Annotated in this window: 16 protein-coding genes; 9 read left to right on the top strand and 7 right to left on the bottom strand. The window is 46.5% G+C overall.

The window, feature by feature from the left end; translation table 11 throughout:
* Positions 1-44 precede the first annotated feature (44 nt).
* The 3 genes from AAW31_RS02895 to AAW31_RS02885 are packed head-to-tail and all read left to right on the top strand — an operon-like array spanning position 45 to position 2,842.
* Complete coding sequence (locus AAW31_RS02895) at positions 45-650, top strand: NUDIX domain-containing protein (RefSeq protein ID WP_046849080.1); 606 nt, start codon at positions 45-47, stop codon at positions 648-650.
* Positions 651-657: 7 nt separating this feature from the next.
* A complete protein-coding gene (locus AAW31_RS02890; RefSeq protein WP_052752042.1) occupies positions 658-2,058 on the top strand; it encodes an NfeD family protein in 1,401 nt (466 codons plus the stop codon).
* Between the two features lies 1 nt (position 2,059).
* A complete protein-coding gene (locus tag AAW31_RS02885; protein ID WP_046849079.1) occupies positions 2,060-2,842 on the top strand; it encodes a slipin family protein in 783 nt (260 codons plus the stop codon).
* Between the two features lie 15 nt (positions 2,843-2,857).
* Here AAW31_RS02885 and AAW31_RS02880 read toward each other — a convergent pair whose 3' ends face one another.
* Positions 2,858-3,373, bottom strand: a complete 516-nt coding sequence (locus AAW31_RS02880) for a CNP1-like family protein (protein WP_046849078.1) — start codon at positions 3,371-3,373, stop codon at positions 2,858-2,860.
* A gap of 263 nt (positions 3,374-3,636) precedes the next feature.
* Here AAW31_RS02880 and mgtA point away from each other — a divergent pair, with 263 nt between their 5' ends.
* Positions 3,637-6,216 (top strand): magnesium-translocating P-type ATPase, encoded by a 2,580-nt coding sequence (mgtA, locus tag AAW31_RS02875; protein WP_082110532.1) that lies wholly within the window; start codon positions 3,637-3,639, stop codon positions 6,214-6,216.
* A gap of 21 nt (positions 6,217-6,237) precedes the next feature.
* Positions 6,238-7,203, top strand: coding sequence for a magnesium/cobalt transporter CorA (corA, locus tag AAW31_RS02870; RefSeq protein ID WP_046849077.1), 966 nt, complete (start codon positions 6,238-6,240; stop codon positions 7,201-7,203).
* Between the two features lie 342 nt (positions 7,204-7,545).
* Here corA and AAW31_RS21110 read toward each other — a convergent pair whose 3' ends face one another.
* A complete protein-coding gene (locus AAW31_RS21110) occupies positions 7,546-7,755 on the bottom strand; it encodes a hypothetical protein (RefSeq protein ID WP_158441359.1) in 210 nt (69 codons plus the stop codon).
* The gene (locus tag AAW31_RS02865) at positions 7,733-8,632 is read right to left on the bottom strand and encodes a DMT family transporter (protein WP_046849076.1); all 900 of its coding nucleotides are present in this window, start codon (positions 8,630-8,632) and stop codon (positions 7,733-7,735) included. Before AAW31_RS02865 ends, AAW31_RS21110 begins: the two co-directional genes overlap by 23 nt.
* Positions 8,633-8,792: 160 nt before the next feature.
* Here AAW31_RS02865 and dapC point away from each other — a divergent pair, with 160 nt between their 5' ends.
* Together dapC and dapD are read left to right on the top strand one after the other, a co-directional pair.
* Positions 8,793-9,983 (top strand): succinyldiaminopimelate transaminase, encoded by a 1,191-nt coding sequence (gene dapC, locus AAW31_RS02860; protein ID WP_046849075.1) that lies wholly within the window; start codon positions 8,793-8,795, stop codon positions 9,981-9,983.
* Positions 9,984-10,007: 24 nt separating this feature from the next.
* A complete protein-coding gene (gene dapD, locus AAW31_RS02855; RefSeq protein WP_046849074.1) occupies positions 10,008-10,829 on the top strand; it encodes a 2,3,4,5-tetrahydropyridine-2,6-dicarboxylate N-succinyltransferase in 822 nt (273 codons plus the stop codon).
* Positions 10,830-10,940: 111 nt separating this feature from the next.
* On the opposite strand, the gene AAW31_RS02850 is transcribed toward dapD, so the two are convergent.
* A complete protein-coding gene (locus AAW31_RS02850; protein WP_046849073.1) occupies positions 10,941-11,297 on the bottom strand; it encodes a BON domain-containing protein in 357 nt (118 codons plus the stop codon).
* 64 nt (positions 11,298-11,361) lie between these two features.
* Positions 11,362-12,324 carry a tRNA (adenosine(37)-N6)-dimethylallyltransferase MiaA gene (gene miaA / locus AAW31_RS02845; protein WP_046849072.1) on the bottom strand — a complete coding sequence of 321 codons (963 nt, stop codon included), beginning with the start codon at positions 12,322-12,324 and terminating at the stop codon, positions 11,362-11,364.
* A gap of 200 nt (positions 12,325-12,524) precedes the next feature.
* Between miaA and AAW31_RS02840 the strand changes: the two genes are divergently transcribed.
* Positions 12,525-12,716, top strand: a complete 192-nt coding sequence (locus AAW31_RS02840; RefSeq protein WP_046849071.1) for a twin transmembrane helix small protein — start codon at positions 12,525-12,527, stop codon at positions 12,714-12,716.
* Positions 12,717-13,200: 484 nt separating this feature from the next.
* Positions 13,201-14,895: a YbaL family putative K(+) efflux transporter gene (gene ybaL / locus AAW31_RS02835; RefSeq protein WP_046849070.1), complete on the top strand. Its 1,695-nt coding sequence runs from the start codon at positions 13,201-13,203 to the stop codon at positions 14,893-14,895.
* 133 nt (positions 14,896-15,028) lie between these two features.
* Here ybaL and AAW31_RS02830 read toward each other — a convergent pair whose 3' ends face one another.
* Together AAW31_RS02830 and AAW31_RS02825 are read right to left on the bottom strand one after the other, a co-directional pair.
* Positions 15,029-15,223: a YbdD/YjiX family protein gene (locus AAW31_RS02830; protein ID WP_046849069.1), complete on the bottom strand. Its 195-nt coding sequence runs from the start codon at positions 15,221-15,223 to the stop codon at positions 15,029-15,031.
* Between the two features lie 33 nt (positions 15,224-15,256).
* The gene (locus tag AAW31_RS02825) at positions 15,257-17,299 is read right to left on the bottom strand and encodes a carbon starvation CstA family protein (protein ID WP_046849068.1); all 2,043 of its coding nucleotides are present in this window, start codon (positions 17,297-17,299) and stop codon (positions 15,257-15,259) included.
* Between the last annotated feature and the right edge of the window lie 314 nt (positions 17,300-17,613).

The raw sequence follows: 17,613 nt of genomic DNA, 5'->3' as shown, positions 1-17,613 counted from the left end.
CAAGGCGCCTCTAAATCCAATAATTCTATCGAAGAAGAAGGTAAATGACAGAAGCGGGAGTGGAAATAATACGAAAAGAGCTGTGCTTTCAAGGTTTCTTCCGTATGGAGCGATATACCTTGCGCCATCGTCTGTTCAGTGGTGGCTGGAGTGAACCTATTACGCGTGAATTGTTGGAGCGCGGCCATGCTGCCGCGGTTCTTCCCTATGACCCAGCAAGGGATCAAGTTGTGTTGATTGAACAATTCCGCGTGGGTGCCATGTCAATCTCCAGTGGACCATGGTTGATGGAAATTGTAGCCGGCATTATCGAAGCGAATGAGCCTGCAGAAGAAGTGGTGATAAGGGAAGCAGTAGAAGAAGCTGCTTGCGATGTCTGTGAACTTATTCCACTGTATGATTATCTGGTCAGTCCGGGCGGAACAACTGAGCGTATTGCCTTATTTTGTGGTAAGGTCGACTCAACGCATATCGGTGGGATTTATGGCAAAATGGAAGAGGGGGAAGATATCAAAGTTCATGTAATGACGGTAGATGAAGCCCTAGCCTTATTAGCTTCAGGAAAAATTATTGCAGCCAGCGCGATCATAGCATTGCAATGGCTGGCTCTCAATCGAGAGTCTCTTCGTAACCTCTGGTCAAGTGGGTAATCATCCCATGTGCGCTGAGAGAAAAGTTGAGCAGGTCTTTTTCCGGTTGAAAATCAAACTCAGTATTATCCTGCTGCTTTTCTCGTTCGGGTTGTGTCCGCTACCAGCACATGCTGTTAACACAGCCTTATGGTTGGACATGGAGGGTGCCATCGGTCCAGCCGGTCATGACTATATCAAACGCAGCCTTGCTAAGGCGGCAGCACAGAATGCCCACCTTGTCATCATCCGACTCAATACGCCTGGTGGTCTCGATACCTCCATGCGCGAGATCATCCAGGAAATCATTGCCTCTCCAGTTCCTGTTGTCAGTTATGTAGCTCCAAGTGGGGCGCGTGCAGCCAGTGCAGGTACCTATATTCTTTATGCAAGCCATATCGCCGCTATGGCCCCTGCTACTACCCTGGGAGCGGCCACACCTGTGAAAATAGGGGGCTTTCCCAGCGATCCTGACCGATCTGATAAAAAACCGGAAAATAATCAGCATGAACAGGCCGGTGCAGAAGATGCCATGACGAAAAAAATCATGAATGATGCCGTGGCCTATATTCGTGGACTTGCTCAGATGCGCGGACGGAATGCTGAATGGGCAGAAAAAGCGGTACGTGAGGCTGCCAGCTTAACCGCTAATGAAGCACTGGCCGAAGGGGTCATTGATTTGATCGCGGTGGATATTCCTGATTTACTGAGTAAGATGGATGGACATACCCTCACCATACAAGGGCAAGAAATCACGTTATCAACTCAAGGAATCCATCTCCAGCATCTTGAACAGGATTGGCGCACACGCTTGCTGGCCATCATCACCGATCCCAATATTGCTTATATTTTGCTGCTGATTGGTCTTTATGGATTAATATTAGAGTTTGCCCATCCGGGTACCATTATATCCGGCGTGGTGGGTGCAGTTTGTTTATTACTCGCCTTGTTTGCATTTCAGGTATTGCCGATCAATTATGCCGGGCTCGCGCTCATTCTTCTTGGGATCGTGTTTATGCTGACGGAAATGCTGGTACCCAGTTTCGGCGCGCTTGGAATTGGCGGTATGATTGCTTTTATCATGGGCTCTATCATGCTGCTAGAGACGGATATACCTGGTTATGGTATTTCCCTTGCGCTGATTGCTACGGTGGCTTTAATGACAGCAGGATTTTTTCTTTTGGTGGTAGGCATGGCGATAAAAGCCAGAAAGCGCCCTGTCGTGAGTGGCAGGGAAGAGCTGATAGGGGATATCGGGGAAGTGGTCGATGATTTCGAGCATGAAGGGTGGATCAGGGTGCATGGGGAATTGTGGCGAGCAAAGACCAGTATGCCATTACGTCATGGACAGAAAGTCAATGTGATTGCAATGGAAGGTTTGACGCTGGAAGTGGAACCTTATCATCAGCATAAATCAAGGGAGGATTAGCATGGATATAGATATGGTGGCATCAACAGGTATATTGATCCTGGCATTTGTCGTTTTCTTTCTTGCTAGTGTTTTCAAGGTGCTGCGTGAATATGAACGAGGTGTCGTGTTTCTATTGGGGCGATTCTGGAGGGTTAAAGGACCAGGCCTGATCATTGTTATTCCGGTCATTCAGACGATGGTGCGCGTGGATTTACGTACCGTTGTCATGGATGTGCCTACCCAGGACGTTATCTCGCGCGACAATGTCTCGGTAAAAGTGAACGCAGTGTTATATTTTCGAGTGGTTGATCCACAACGAACAATCATTCAGGTGGAGGATTACAATGCTGCCACCAGTCAGTTAGCCCAGACTACTTTGCGTTCTGTACTGGGTCAGCATGAATTGGATGAGATGCTGGCAAGTCGAGAAAAACTCAACAATGATATCCAGAAAATTCTGGATGAACAAACCGTGGCCTGGGGCATTAAGGTAGCCAATGTTGAATTAAAGCACGTTGATCTCGATGAAAGCATGATTCGGGCAATTGCCAGGCAAGCAGAAGCAGAACGTGAGCGGCGCGCAAAAATTATCCATGCTGAAGGTGAATTACAAGCATCACAACGTCTATTGGAAGCTGCACAGGTCCTTGCGCAACAACCTGAGGCACTACTGCTGCGTTATCTGCAAACACTTACCGAAATTGCTGGTGAGAAGAGTTCCACGATCGTCTTTCCATTACCCATGGAAATGATGGCAACTCTTCACAAAGTGATGGAAAAGCAAAGGGAAAAAAGTCAGTAAATTCTATGCTGGCTTTTATCGAAGCGCATTTGGGTGCGCGCCTGCTTTTAGCGCTCGAATAGCTTCCTCTGACGATCCAACAATCAGGCCGCGTGGACAGAAGTAATATTTAGCAAGTTCACGTTGAGCATAATCTTGCGATACATTTTCGAGTAATTCCCATTCAGAGACACGCGGTTGCACCCAGGTTCTGTCATTGCGGCCCAGAGCATAGCGCTTCTTTTCTCTTGTCTCACAGCGTATTCCTTCAAAAGAAGCATTTTCTGCGCCTTGGGCTGATTTAACGACCAGGCTGTATCGAATGACCCCATCATTTTCAACCTTGATAGAGGAGGCATCTACGAAGTAACGATGAGTACTGGTAGGACCCACGTTGAATTCCAGTAGATTGTCAGCTTGGGGATAGGGGGGTAATTGAGTTTGCAGCTCCGCCCAGTCTTTTCCGCGATCAAATGTATCTACAAATTTCTCTTTAGTGATACAGGCTGTGAAGAACAAGGTGCAGAGTATAGGAAGAAGAATATTTTTCATTGAGCTATTTTGTGGTCATATCCTTGAGTAAAGAGTCTCGCTAAAAATTTCTGTTCCGTCAAAGTATTTTATTGCTGGCAAAAAACGTTTCCTTGCATATCTCCTATTCTAAATCAAAACTGGCTTTGTCGGCTTCACCTTGCCACATTTTTGTACTGTCTGCGGTTTACCTCCACGTCATATGAATTGGAAATGGAATGACATACAGTAAATGGAGTACTATGAATATTACCTAAGTTACCAGTTAACAATGAGGTGATATGATGGCAGCAGCTTCCGACAATCAAGCCTGGTGGCTCAAGCCTCTTTCAGAATGTCAGAGAGAATTGAACGCTGATTCTAACGGATTATCTGATGCTGAGGCTCTCTCCCGACTGAGCAAATATGGTCCTAATGTCTTCCGCGATCACCATGAGCTGCCCTTATTCATACAGTTTCTTTCCCGTTTTAAAAATCCACTGGTCATTCTCCTTCTTGTCGCCAGTGCAATCTCAGCATTTACCGGGGAAATGACCGACTTTGTCATTATCATGGTGATGGTGATATCAAGCGTAACCCTTGATTTCGTTCAGGAGCATCGAGCTGGCAAAGCAGCAGAAAGCTTGCGCCGTTCCATATCGGTGCGTGCCATAGTTATGCGTGACAACAAGACATTGGAAGTGCCACTGGTTAACGTTGTTCCTGGCGACATTGTTTTGCTTTCAGCGGGAGATATCGTTCCAGCGGATGGTTTTGTGTTGGAGGCGAACGATTTTTTCGTCAAGCAAGCATTACTGACAGGTGAATCCTATCCAATAGAAAAAAGACCCGGTCCGCTTGCGTCCGATAGCACTGATCTACAAAGTGCCACTCACGCTGTGTTTATGGGCACGTTTGTAGTCAGTGGCAGTGCCAAAATACTGGCGGTCAAAACAGGCGCCAGTACCGAGATCGGGGCCATCGCTCATAGTATTACTCGCCACCTGCCAGCCACCTCTTTCGAGATTAGTGCACACCGGTTTGGCCTACTTATTCTGCGTCTGACTATTTTGCTGGTTCTATTTGTCTTGCTGGTGAATGCGCTCATGCATAAGCCACTGCTGGAATCCTTTCTATTTGCAGTGGCGCTTGCTGTGGGGCTGACCCCGGAACTTTTGCCCATGGTCGTGTCGGTAACTTTGGCACGAGGGGCAGTTTCCATGGCCAGGAAGCAAGTCATCGTCAAGCGGCTTGCTTCCATTCAGAATCTGGGATCAATGGATACCCTTTGTACGGATAAGACGGGCACGCTGACTGAAGCAAGAATCGTACTCCAGCAGCATGTCGACCCACAAGGTAATAGCAGTGAACGGGTACTGGAACTCGCCTATCTCAATAGTTTCTTTGAAACAGGCTTAAAAAGTCCGCTTGATGAGGCGATTCTTGACCACAAGAATATTGATGTGGACGTCTGGAAGAAAATCGATGAAATCCCATTCGATTTTGAAAGACGGCGTGTTTCAGTCCTGGTGGACAACGGTGAAAGCCGGTTGCTGGTAGTCAAAGGTGCGCCTGAAGAAATCATGGGTCTTTGTACTTGTTATGAAACACAGGGTAATAAAACCCAGACACCCCTAGATCAGCCATCACGCGAACAGATACACGGAAAGCTTGCTTCTTTTGAGAAAGAGGGTTTTCGTGTATTAGGTATTGCCTGGCGCGAAGTTCCGTTGAATCATCCCCATGCTGTGCTCAGCGATGAAACGGGGCTTGTATTTGCAGGTTTTGCTTGCTTTCTTGATCCCCCTAAAGCAAGCGCGAGTGTCGCTCTATCTGCTCTGCAGAAAAGTGAGGTCACGGTGAAGATAGTTACGGGTGATAGTGAGCTTGTGACACAGCATATCTGTACTCAGTTAAACATTCCAATCACAGGAATATTGACGGGTAGGGAGATTGCACAAATGGATGATTCAGTTTTACGTGTTAAAGTAGAAAGTACCAACTTGTTTTGTCGGGTTAATCCCTCTCAAAAAGAGCGGGTGATCCTGGCGCTTAAAGCCCGTGGTCATGTAGTAGGTTATCTGGGAGACGGCATTAATGATGCGCCACCACTTCACTCAGCGGACGTAGGCCTATCGGTTGATTCGGCGGTCGATGTCGCCAAGGAAGCAGCCGATATGATTCTGCTGAATCATGACCTGAATGTCATCCATGCTGGCGTATTGGAAGGCCGACGTACCTTTGGCAATATAATGAAGTACATCATGATGGGCACCAGCTCCAACTTCGGTAACATGTTTAGCATGGCCGGTGCAGCCCTATTCCTGCCTTTCCTACCGATGCTTCCGACTCAAATATTGCTCAACAATATTTTGTATGATTTGTCTGAAGTGCCGATTCCCCTGGATAAAGTAGATGCTGAAGAACTCCAAAAACCGAGGGAGCTGGATATAAACTTTATACGAAATTACATGCTGGTGATCGGGCCTATCAGCTCAGTGTTTGATTTCCTGACCTTTTATATCATGCTCACATTACTCGAGGCAGATGAAGCATTATTTCAAACTGGCTGGTTTATCGAATCCCTCTGTACTCAAGTGCTGGTAATTTTCATTATTCGCACGCGTGGCAATCCGCTCAAAAGCCGTGCCCACCCCATCCTGGTTGCGACTTCCCTTACGGTTGTGGTGTTAGCTGTGACCATTCCATTTACTCCTGTGGGGACATACTTTGGCTTTGTTCCCCCGCCTGCCCGGTTCTATTTTATTCTGGCAGTGATGGTGATAACCTATCTGATAGTGGTCGAAGTGGCCAAGAGAAGTTTTTACCGGCGATATCATTCATTTGCTAGATCAAATAAGTACCCATTTCTAAATCAAAACTGACTGAATGTTAAGGATTCAATTGTGCTCATTAATTGTGTAGCTTATGAAAACGGTAAGCGGGTGGCTGATCTCGATGTAGAGGAAATCAGTGACTACCTGAAAAGGCCGGAATGTTTTGTCTGGGTTGCGCTGCAGGATGCAACGCCTGAAGAACTGAGCAGGATGAAGGAAGAATTCAATCTCCATGAACTTGCGGTAGAAGATGCGCGTCACGGTCATCAGCGCCCCAAGCTGGAAGAATATGGCGAATCCCTTTTCGTGGTAATGCATCTGCTTGAGCTTGATAACGGGGAAAGCTGCCTTGGGGAAATGCACATCTTTGTTGGACATAACTATGTTCTTTCGGTCAGGAATCGAAGTCAGCGCCATTTTCTGGGTGTACGTAAACGCTGTGAACAAGAACCCCATCTGCTAAAGCAAGGGCCTGCCTTTGTGCTGTATGCCCTGATGGATGCAGTGGTGGATCGCTATTTCCCCATAATCGACCATCTTGAATCAGAGCTGGAAGAAATCGAAGGGCGGATTTTTTCCAAAGGAGCTGCTCGTGCGAATATTGAGCGTCTCTATGGACTCAAGCGCAAGGTCATGGTACTGAAACACGCTGTAGCTCCGCTCATGGAGGTGGCTGGCAAGTTGTCTGGCAGCCGTGGCCCGGCAGTGTGCCACAATAGCCGGGATTACTTCCGGGATGTCTATGATCACTTGCTTCGGATTGATGCTTCGATCGACACTATTCGAGATACCATCAGCACGGCTATCCAGGTCAATCTTTCTATCGTGGCTATTGAATACAATGATGTGAGCAAGCGGCTGGCGGCATGGGGTGGAATTTTTGCCGCGGCTACAGCCTTAGCCGGAATTTGGGGAATGAATTTCGAGCACATGCCCGAATTGGAATGGGAATATGGCTATCTCGTCGCGCTGCTAACTATCTGCTCGGCCTGTGTCGTCCTTTATATTCGGTTCAAGAAAGCTGGATGGCTGTAAATGGTTGTTATCTACTATTTTCATGATGAAAAATCAAAATAAGTAGCTATTATTTTAAATATTGCGCTTCTTATTGTTATCACTCTGCTGTAATAGACTGTAACCCGCGTAAGGCACAATAACCATCGGGCATTGCGCCGTATGTGCTACCTTACCATCTGGTGCAATGCGTTACACTTATTGCACCCTGCCAGCTAATCAAACATGACTTTGCCGGCTCTTCTTGCCGTATTATTGATACTCTCTACAGCATGCCTTCGCGTCATGCTTGGTTTAGATGAGAATTCTTTTTGAATCACTCTTAACTGGTTAGGCTATAGCCCCAATCACCGTTGGATGCAATTAATAAAACTCTCCGATTTCTTGCTGATTGTATGCGCTTGTTTTGCAAGCAACCATAATTGCACCCTTTTTCTTCCCCAATTCTTTTCTGCTTATTTTTCTTGATTCGCAACCTAATCCTGGGTTTGTGTACTTTGAAGGCTGGCGGGCGCTTTCCTGTGTACCAGCATGCTGGCTGATAGCATGACTACTGAGATATAGGGTCTTCATAACTAATATGTGCGGAAAAAAGAGTTGCCGAGATAATCATTAAACCACCTATCCACTCTTTAGGCGTCATAGTCTCATTTGCAAGAAAATATGATGCGATGGCAGCAACAATCAGCTCGAATAACATAATGACAATAGCCTGATTTGCTGGAATATGGGTTAAACCATATTGCAATATTATACTCAGCAAGAAGATCGTTAACCCGAGCGCCAGCAAAAGTAACCAGATATCTGTAGAGATGTCAGAGATGAACGGGAGAGATTCCATTTTCCAGGATGCAAAAAATCCAATTAACGTGACACCCAGCCAAATCGCCATTGATTTTAATTGAATATTGTGCGCTTGATTTTTACGAACCAGTACGTTGGCCAGGGCAAACATAATGCCACCTGACAATCCCATCCAGTCACCAAATGATGTGGGAAAAGGAAAATCATTTTCCGGTTGCCATAGCATGGTCATTGCGCCGGTTAAGGACAGCAGAGCAACCCAGTACCCAGGTAGACCCAATTTTTCACTAAGTAGAACCCGTGCAAATAAAATTGTCCATAGTGGCGCCAGATAAAACAGAAGTAAAACTCGCATGACCTCACCATGAATGATTCCCAGAATGTAGGCCATATTCGCCAAGCCCGAACATACACCAATCCAGACGAGTAAATAAACTGCTTTATCCCAGAAATTGAATGTTCGAATTTGTTTGTGAAATAATACAAGCCCAATTAATAACGCAATAAAGTAAGTGAAAGTAGTAGAAGCTTCTCCCCTGATTCCAGACAGTTCCAGCAAACGAAAGGGGTACCACGCTACGCCCCAGAAAGCCGCACCAATGAGTAAAGCCGTGATGGGTACAATATTTTTTTGCTTGGTCAACATTAGGATTGCCTTTTATAATAAACGATTTTCATCAAACAACTAAGGCTTGTAAGAAGCCTGAGTTTGCTAAAAATTTACCAGAGTTTAAGCGTAGGGAGTATGAGAGAAACTTGTGCTCGCTTATACTGACTACTTTTAGCTTTACCATTAACAGAGCAAAATGAATCCAACGCTGAACAATCTGCAGCCTTATCCTTTCCAGAAACTTTCCAAATTATTGGATGGAATCACGCCTAATCCATTGCTTAAGCCCATTCATTTGCATATTGGTGAGCCTAAACATCCTACCCCTGATTTCATTTGCCAGGAGCTCATTCATAATCTGGACGGATTGGCGCATTATCCCACGACCCTGGGTGCCAAGTGGCTACGCGCGAGCATTGCTACCTGGCTGATGCGACGTTATCGATTGACCGCGCTTGATCCGGATACTGAAGTGATTCCGGTCAATGGCAGTCGTGAAGCTTTGTTTTCATTTGCCCAGGCTGTGATTGATGTCCATAGCGCACAACCTCCGGTAGTAGTGTGTTCCAATCCTTTTTATCAGATTTACGAGGGAGCGGCCTTATTAGCGGGAGCAACGCCTTATTTTCTCAATACGTTGGCTAAGAATAATTTTGTCTTGGATTTTGCGCAACTAACGACGGATATCTGGTCACGTACGCAGCTTGTCTATGTCTGTTCGCCCAGCAATCCGACCGGCAGGGTCATGACCATGGAGGAATGGCAACAGTTATTTGCGCTATCGGATCGTTATGGCTTCATCATTGCCTCGGATGAATGTTATTCGGAGATTTATTTTGATGAGGATGATCCCCCGTTAGGTGCGTTGGAAGCTGCCCGTCAGTTGGGTCGAGATGGCTTTCCCCGATTAGTGGTGTTCAGTAGTTTATCCAAGCGCTCGAATGTGCCTGGAATGCGCTCCGGTTTTGTGGCAGGCGATGCGGCTATTCTGAAAAAATTTTTGCTATATCGCACTTATCATGGCAGCGCCATGAATCCAGCGGTACAGGCGGCCAGTAAAGTGGCATGGGCTGATGAGCAGCATGTGATCGAAAACCGCCGCATGTATCGGGAAAAATTCAATCAGGCCATGACTATCCTGGCAGAACATCTGCCGGTTGTTATGCCCGATGCGGCTTTCTATTTATGGCTAAAAACACCCATCAGCGATGTTGAATTCACGCAAAAGTTATATCGCGATTATAATGTCAATGTTTTGCCGGGCAGCTACCTTGCACGTGAGGCTCATGGTGTGAATCCAGGCGAAAGTTTCGTACGCATCGCCTTGGTCGCACCACTCGCTGATTGTATGGAAGCAATGGAAAGAATAAAAGATTGTTGTATCTGAATTGATTAAACGTTAAGGAATAGCATGGAACAATTGCAAGCCATAATTGAAGAAGCTTTTGAGCGGCGTGCCGAGATTACCCCACGTAATGTCGAAGCCAACCTGAAAGAGTCAATTGCACAAGTCATTAATCTGCTGGACACTGGTAAGTTGCGTGTGGCTGAAAAAATTGGTGCTGAGTGGGTAACGCACCAGTGGATCAAAAAAGCAGTATTGTTATCTTTCCGGATAGAAGATAACAGTTTCATAAAAGGAGGTTTCTCCAATTACTTTGACAAAATTCCATCGAAATTTGCAGATTATAGTTCTAGAGATTTTCGTGATGGTGGCTTTCGGGTAGTACCACCTGCGGCAGTTCGTCGAGGTTCATTTATCGCCAATAATGTGGTGCTGATGCCTTCGTATGTGAATATTGGCGCTTATGTGGATGAGGGTACCATGGTGGATACCTGGGCGACGGTGGGTTCTTGTGCTCAGATTGGTAAGAATGTGCATTTATCGGGGGGAGTGGGAATTGGGGGTGTACTGGAACCGGTGCAGGCCAATCCCACGATCATAGAAGGTAATTGTTTTATCGGTGCACGCTCTGAAATTGTCGAAGGGGTGACCGTCGGGGAAAATTCGGTCATTTCAATGGGGGTTTATATTGGCCAGAGTACCAAGATATACAACCGTGAAACGGGGGAGATCAGCTATGGCCGCATACCGCCGGGTTCAGTTGTCGTATCAGGAAGCCTGCCTGCAGAGAACAAGCAATATAGCCTTTATTGCGCGGTGATTGTAAAACAGGTTGATGCTAAAACCCGCTCCAAAACAGGCATTAACGAATTGTTACGCGGAATTTAACAACCAGCGTAATCTATGCTGTATGAAATAAACCCCGGACCTTCCCGGGGTAACCAATATCATTTTTGTTATCTCTCATATAGCTAGAATAGCTAGCGTTTATTGGGCAGTTTATTGGTTTGCCGTTGATGGACTGTCCTTCGTGCGCAATTGGTTATTCACCTTTTTAACTCCTTCCACTAACCATGTTTGCATAACGACCTTATCAGCTTGGGCCTGATTATCAACCAGACCATTTAAAGAGACTTCGCCGTTTTTGACATCAATATTGAGAGGCAGATTTTTTATATCGGCATGATCGGATAGACTTGCTTTAATATTGTTAAGAATAGCATTATCATCGTATTGCTGTCCTTCAGGGGGCACTACCCAGGATTCATGCACTCTTTCTGAGTTACCACAACCTGATAGCGTGACCATGCTAACAAGTATTGCAATTAGCATCCATAACTTATGGCGTATTTCCATATTGTCTCCTCAAAGTTAAAGTTAGCCTAAATTTAGTTAGTAAGGGGAAAGAGCATCTTGCGCGTCAATTAATTGCTAGATCTCTGGTTTGCAAGTACGCGATCACTTGCCGGGGTAAATTTTCAGCAAGACAGTCAAATTCCTGTAATCCTGTCATTGCCCGTAACCAGGTCAATTGACGTTTGGCTAATTGTCGTGTAGCTGCAATTCCCATATCCATCATTGTAGTGCGACTAATGAGATTGTCCAGATACATATATACCTGCCGATAGCCGACACAACGCATGGAGGGCGTTTCTGCATTGACACAAAATTGATCACGGATCGTGCGAACCTCATCAATCAAGCCCATTGCGATCATTTTTTCGAAACGGATAAGAATGCGCTCATGCAGAATTTTTCGATCGGCTGGCAGAAGCGCCATGCTGATCAAGTGATAGGGAAGCGGGGTGCTTTGCTGTTGTGATAGTATATCTGACATGGGTCTGTCTGTGAGATAATATACTTCCAGTGCACGTTGAATGCGTTGGCTATCATGAGGTTTAATGCGTTCTGCCGAGATTGGATCAAACTGCTTTAATCTATGATGCATTTCTGGCCAGCCTTTCTTAGCAGCAGTTATTTCAATTTCCTTGCGAATACTTTCATTTGCGGAGGGAAGTGTAGAGAGGCCTTCTTTTAAGGCTTTGAAATAAAGCATGGTGCCACCCACTAATAATGGAATTTTCCCTCTTGCCGTGATTTCATCCATTTTTGTGAGCGCATCTTTGCAAAATTGTGCGGCAGAATAATGCTCGTCTGGATTAATTAAATCAATCAGATGATGGGGGACTGCGGCCAAATCATATTGATCAGGCTTGGCGCTGCCGATATTCATTTTCCGATAAACCTGAGCTGAATCCACGCTGATGATTTCGACCGGAAAATATTGGGCAATTTCCATTGCCACATTCGATTTTCCGCTAGCTGTCGGTCCCATCATAAGAATAGCAGGCGGAAGCTCTACTATGTTGTGCTTGCTCAACATATTATTCTGAAAAAAAAGTTGAAGTTATTAGCAAAATATCGGGAAACTATCCAAAAATTACTGGATCAATCATATGTCATGGTAATCAGTTACAATATATAAGCCGAATCGCCAACAAAACAACATGAAATACTTAAAGTCATCAAGTGCTTAAGCTTGATAGTCACTTAATTAAATTCCAACCATTATAGGAATAAAAATTGAAGATCTTTGCTATTTTACTATTGCTGATAATACTTTACAGCCTTGGATCCGCACTTTATTACATGCTGAAAGATAATGGGCAGGGCACACGTATGGTCAAATCATTAACAATCCGTATTGCGCTGTCACTGGTGCTTTTCGTTGTCATGATGATAGCAACTTATATTAATTATATTCATCCAGGTTGATTATTTTGGCTGCACTCAAATTTTGGTAAATCTGGCATCGAACGATTAAAACCATCCTTCTCCTGTCACGCGCTAACTATAGCTGAGCCGGTGCAGCATGATTGGAAATATCGCTACAAATTGCAGAATGATTTTTTAGAGTGTCAGCTTTTATCTAAAGCAGACAAGCATCACCTTAAACAAGGTATCAGTAATAGCGTGATGAGCTGAAGCATTTATCAAAATTAAATGCTCACTCCCTATGGCGTTCCCTGGCCAAAGGCATCTTATTGCCTGTTATTCCATTTCCAAATCAAAAATGACGCGAAGGCGAGCCGCAGACAGTATCAATCATACGGCAAGGCAGCAAGCAGAGTTTAGCCGACAAAGTCAGTTATGATTTAAAAATGGAATTATTCAGGCATGTTACATTATTCTACTAGTAATGAGCTGAAGCATTTGGCTCTGATTGCTACCATAAATAAAACCATCAATTTTTTGCCGAATGCCACACAGCACAATTCTAATTACAACGATTGCGGTCAGTCTTGGCCTAGCGCTGATCATGGGAATCATTGCCCAACGCTTGAAGCTGCCTGTTTTAGTAGGCTATCTGTTGGCGGGCATGATCATCGGTCCTCATTCGCCCGGATTTGTAGCCGATATCGAATTATCCAATCAACTGGCAGAAATCGGTGTCATCCTATTGATGTTTGGTGTGGGTTTGCATTTTTCGTTAGATGATCTGCTGGCTGTTCGACGTATTGCGTTACCAGGCGCAATTGCACAGATAGCAGTGGCAACCGCGCTGGGCGCTACCATTGCGATAAGTTGGGGTTGGAGCATAGGGGGAGGTATTGTATTTGGGTTGGCCCTCTCGGTAGCCAGCACAGTGGTACTACTGCGTGCGCTCGAGCAGCATGGTCAGCTTAAATCGATTAATGGCAGAATAGCAGTCGGCTGGCTCATTGTTGAAGATTTAGTCGTTGTGCTGGCTCTCGTATTACTGCCTCCGCTTTCTGTCGGGCTAATCAACGACAACAATGCAGTCGATGGCACAAAATTAGTTATAACACTTATCCTCACCTTGGCTAAAGTGTCAATCTTCATCGCGTTCATGCTCATCGTAGGGAAAAGACTATTTCCATGGCTGCTCTGGCATGTTGCCAGCACCAAATCGAATGAGCTGTTCACGCTATGCGTCATCGCCGTGGCAGTAGGGATTGCGTATGGTGCGGCGATCCTGTTTGATGTGTCCTTTGCGTTAGGTGCGTTCTTCTCCGGTATGGTGATGCGAGAGTCGAGTTTAAGTCATCGAGCAGCGCAGGAATCTTTACCGCTCAGAGACGCTTTCTCGGTGCTGTTTTTCGTCTCGGTGGGAATGTTGTTTGATCCGCATATTCTGGTCGAAGAGCCGCTACACGTGCTCATTGTAGTTGCGATCGTTTTGCTGGGAAAATCACTGGTCGCCTTCATACTGGTGCTCCTGTTTCACTACCCACTCAACACAGCCCTTACCGTATCGGTCAGCCTTGCGCAAATCGGAGAGCTTTCATTTATTCTTGCTTCACTCGGTCTGACGATAGGCCTGCTCCCGCCGGAAGGATACAGCCTGATATTAGCGGGTGCCTTTATTTCAATTACGCTTAACCCGCTGGTCTTTCAAACAGCTGAGCCCATCCAGAACTGGATCCGTGCGCGCTCCCGTCTTGCCCGCAGGCTGGAGCGCTCAATGGACCCGTTGGCAGAATTGCCGATGGCGGTTGAGTCCAATTACGTAACGAATCATGTCGTGATTGTGGGTTATGGGGCTGTGGGAAAGCGTGTCAGTGAAATGCTGGCCAAAAAAGATATTCATTTTGTGGTCGCAGATCATAACCGGGAAATCGTCGAACGCTTACGGAGGGAAGGCATTCACGCTGTGGCTGGTGATGCTGTTGAACCGGCTGTCCTGATCCAGGCGCATATTTCACGTGCCAGTGTATTGATCATCACCGCTGCGGATGCATTGCGGATACAACAAATGGTCGAAACAACCCATATCCTCAATCCTCAGGTTGAGATCCTGATCAGCACGCATGATGCAGAAGATGCGGAGCGACTACAAAAAGAAAATGCCGGGAGGGTATTCCTGGATGAACAGGAGCTTGCCAATAACATTACCCATCATGTACTGAACAAACTGGAATGTCATAAATAACGGTATGCCCAAGCATCTTCGGTAGAAGACCGATAATACTGTTATGAATGTTTGAAGCAGATAAGTTTAAGAAGCGTCTCACCTACCTCATGCCTGAGTCGGGTAAGACGCCCAGTTTTCATTAGTCGCAAGGTCAACAACAGCGGCTGATTTTGCCACCGTAACGTGCTTCCTGTCGCTCACGGAAGAATGCTTCATAAGACATGATGGCCTTATCAGGATGCGCTTCTCTCATATGCGCAACATATACGTCGTATTCAGGCACACCGATCATTAAGCGCAGGCTTTGTCCTAAATAACTCGCTGCGCGGATAACTTTATGTAACATGATGAAACACCTCTATTGAGTAAGTTGTAACCATTAATAAGGATTGACAGGAGAGAGTTCGACGCGCGCGGCTCTGCGTGCCAGCAACACCGCTCTCAAGCCAAAAAACAGCATGCTGAGCAATATGCACATGAACATCGCCGCAAGCCCGGCATCCAGATAATCATTGAAAATCACCTGCTGCATCTGAGAAGCCGATTTCGCGGGCGCAAGCAGATTTCCTGCACTGAGCGCTTCCTCATATGAGGTCGCATGGGCGAGAAAACCAATACGGGGATTGTCATCAAATATCTTATGCCAGGCAGCTGTTAAGGTGGTGCAGGCAATCCAAACGGTCGGCACAATGGTGATCCAGGCATACCGGTCGCGTTGCATTTTGAACAGGATGCAGGTACACAAAATGAGTGCAATACAGGCGAGCATCTGATTGGTAATGCCGAACAGCGGCCACAAGGTATTAATGCCGCCTAAGGGATCGATCACCCCCTGGTAGAGAAAATATCCCCAGCCACTGACACATAACGTGGTAGCAATGAGATTAGCGGAAATGGAGTCAGTGCGTCTCATCGCAGGGACAAAGGTACCGAGCAGATCCTGCAGCATGAATCGTCCCGCCCGGGTGCCTGCATCGACTGCGGTCAGGATGAAGAGGGCTTCAAACAGAATCGCGAAGTGATACCAGAATGCCATCATCGCCTGTCCGCCGATAAAGTTGGACAGAATTTGCGCCATGCCGACAGCCAGAGTAGGAGCGCCGCCGGTACGGGAGATGATGGTATGTTCTCCCACATCCTTGGCCGTTTGAGTCAACATCTCCGGTGTAAGATAAAAGCCCCATTGTGAAATGGTGTGCGCAGCAGACTCGGCGGTAGTGCCGATTAACGCAGCCGGACTATTCATCGCAAAATAGATCCCGGGTTCGATAATGGAAGCCGCAACCAGTGCCATAATCGCGACAAATGACTCCATCAGCATGGCGCCGTAGCCAATGAAACGCGCGTCCTGCTCATTTTTAATCATTTTCGGCGTGGTACCCGATGAGATCAGCGAATGGAAACCGGAGACCGCCCCGCATGCGATCGTGATAAACAGGAACGGAAACAAGCTGCCAGACCAGACTGGACCCGTCCCATCGACAAACTGGGTGAAAGCCGGCATTTTAAGCTCGGGCGAAATAGCCAGTACCCCCACAGCTAGCCCGACAATCGTGCCGATCTTCAGGAAAGTCGACAGATAATCACGCGGCGCCAGCAATAGCCAGACCGGCAATACCGAAGCGATGGCACCATACGCAATCAACATAAAGGTGAGCTGGACCCCATTAAAGGTAAACCAGGCGGCCAGCTCAGGGTTTTCCTGAATCGATTGTCCGCCAACGATCGCAAGCATGAGCAGAATAAAGCCGAGCAAGGACACCTCACCAACCTGTCCCGGGCGAAGATAACGTGCATAAATGCCCATAAAGAAGGCGATCGGAATGGTCGCCGCTACGGTAAAGGTACCCCAAGGTGACTCCGCCAGCGCTTTGACCACAATCAACGCCAATACCGCCAGCAGAATCAGCATGATAAAAAAAGTGCCGACCAACGCAATCATGCCGGGGACAGGCCCAAGCTCAGATTTGATCATATCACCGAGCGAGCGGCCATCGCGCCGCATCGACATGAATAACACCACGAAATCCTGAACGGCACCGGCTACCACCACACCGATCAACAACCACAGCAAACCGGGTAAATAACCCATCTGGGCAGCCAGAATCGGTCCAACCAGCGGCCCGGCACCAGCAATTGCAGCAAAATGATGGCCAAACAACACATATTTATTGGTCGGCACATAATCCAGCCCATCATTAAATCTATGCGCAGGCGTGATGCGCTCAGAATCCAGCCCTAATACGCGCCGTGAAATAAACAGGCTGTAATAGCGATAGCCGATCAGGTGAACACAAACCGCTGCGATCACAATCCAGATCGCGTTAATAGATTCGCCTTGCTGCAGGGCTATCACGCCAAAAGAAAAGGCACCTAGAATGGCTAAGATCAGCCAGCCAGTATGCTTGATAAGATGATTCATGTTTTTTTCCTGTAGGTAATAGTTACGATTGATTTGGAACGTGACGCGTGTATGGTTATGAATTTTACTTGACTCATAGGCCATAAGAATATTGTTAAAATGATATGGCTAGCATAATTAACCCTGGCTATTTCACTAGTAGAACGTTCCAGAAAAAGGTGTTAGGCAATTATATGATGCATGAGGTACATTTATGATACGTGTGACCATAAATGAATATACAGAAGAATGGTTTTATGGCGCGCCCGTGGGCAGAACAAAATTTTAGCGGAACACTACCTGGTCTACCTGATTTGGCTGCAGAGGGGCGCTTA

Origin of the sequence: Nitrosomonas communis (assembly GCF_001007935.1) — a bacterium.
In the GTDB taxonomy this organism is placed as follows: domain Bacteria; phylum Pseudomonadota; class Gammaproteobacteria; order Burkholderiales; family Nitrosomonadaceae; genus Nitrosomonas; species Nitrosomonas communis.
Note: the sequence above shows the minus strand (reverse complement) of the source record. Positions and strands in the feature narration are given on the sequence as shown.

Coding starts and splice junctions, on each gene's coding strand:
- mgtA (WP_082110532.1), top strand. CDS start 3,637: ATGGCAGCAGCTTCCGACAATCAAGCCTGGTGGCTCAAGCCTCTTTCA.
- miaA (WP_046849072.1), bottom strand. CDS start 12,324: ATGTTGAGCAAGCACAACATAGTAGAGCTTCCGCCTGCTATTCTTATG.
- AAW31_RS02880 (WP_046849078.1), bottom strand. CDS start 3,373: ATGAAAAATATTCTTCTTCCTATACTCTGCACCTTGTTCTTCACAGCC.
- AAW31_RS02895 (WP_046849080.1), top strand. CDS start 45: ATGACAGAAGCGGGAGTGGAAATAATACGAAAAGAGCTGTGCTTTCAA.
- AAW31_RS02890 (WP_052752042.1), top strand. CDS start 658: ATGTGCGCTGAGAGAAAAGTTGAGCAGGTCTTTTTCCGGTTGAAAATC.
- ybaL (WP_046849070.1), top strand. CDS start 13,201: ATGCCACACAGCACAATTCTAATTACAACGATTGCGGTCAGTCTTGGC.
- AAW31_RS02825 (WP_046849068.1), bottom strand. CDS start 17,299: ATGAATCATCTTATCAAGCATACTGGCTGGCTGATCTTAGCCATTCTA.
- dapD (WP_046849074.1), top strand. CDS start 10,008: ATGGAACAATTGCAAGCCATAATTGAAGAAGCTTTTGAGCGGCGTGCC.
- AAW31_RS21110 (WP_158441359.1), bottom strand. CDS start 7,755: ATGAAGACCCTATATCTCAGTAGTCATGCTATCAGCCAGCATGCTGGT.
- AAW31_RS02830 (WP_046849069.1), bottom strand. CDS start 15,223: ATGTTACATAAAGTTATCCGCGCAGCGAGTTATTTAGGACAAAGCCTG.
- AAW31_RS02850 (WP_046849073.1), bottom strand. CDS start 11,297: ATGGAAATACGCCATAAGTTATGGATGCTAATTGCAATACTTGTTAGC.
- AAW31_RS02865 (WP_046849076.1), bottom strand. CDS start 8,632: ATGTTGACCAAGCAAAAAAATATTGTACCCATCACGGCTTTACTCATT.
- AAW31_RS02885 (WP_046849079.1), top strand. CDS start 2,060: ATGGATATAGATATGGTGGCATCAACAGGTATATTGATCCTGGCATTT.
- dapC (WP_046849075.1), top strand. CDS start 8,793: ATGAATCCAACGCTGAACAATCTGCAGCCTTATCCTTTCCAGAAACTT.